Source organism: Terrisporobacter petrolearius, assembly GCF_020748185.1.
GTDB classification, from domain to species: domain Bacteria; phylum Bacillota; class Clostridia; order Peptostreptococcales; family Peptostreptococcaceae; genus Terrisporobacter; species Terrisporobacter petrolearius.
Genome location: NZ_JAHZMO010000131.1, coordinates 1 through 509, shown reverse-complemented (window position 1 = coordinate 509; position 509 = coordinate 1). Strand labels below are relative to the sequence as shown.

1 pseudogene is annotated in these 509 nt (G+C 32.4%); it reads right to left on the bottom strand.

Annotated features, from left to right (window positions below):
* Positions 1–509, bottom strand: a pseudogene (locus K0040_RS19965) (phospho-sugar mutase); the annotation flags it as partial.

Genomic DNA, 509 nt, shown 5'->3' with positions numbered 1-509 from the left:
TGCGAGTAATATACCTCTATTTAAAGCTTTTTTCTCTTCTGGATTTGGATAATCAAGCCCTGCAAAATTTGGGTCTGGATTTTCTTCTTCTGGAACTACAATTATATTTTCAAAACCAACTTCTTTCAATGCTCTTCTTATTGGAACATTCCCTGTTCCACAAAGAGGTGTATAAACTATCTTAAAGCTTTTACCTACATTTTTAACTAAATCTTTTCTTATAATTTGGCTTTTTACTGCTTCTATAAATTTAGTATCTTGTGATTCTTCCAACAAAACTACCAAATTTTTATTAGCTTCCGTTAAGGTTGGTATTGTACTATAATCATGTATACTATTTACTTTCTCTGTTATTGCATTTGCAATCTCTGGCATAACTTGTGCTCCATCTTCCCAGTATACCTTATATCCATTATATTCTGGAGGATTATGGCTTGCTGTTATGACTATACCAGCGATTGCATTTAAGCTTCTAACAGCAAAAGATAATTCTGGAGTAGTTCTCAAAC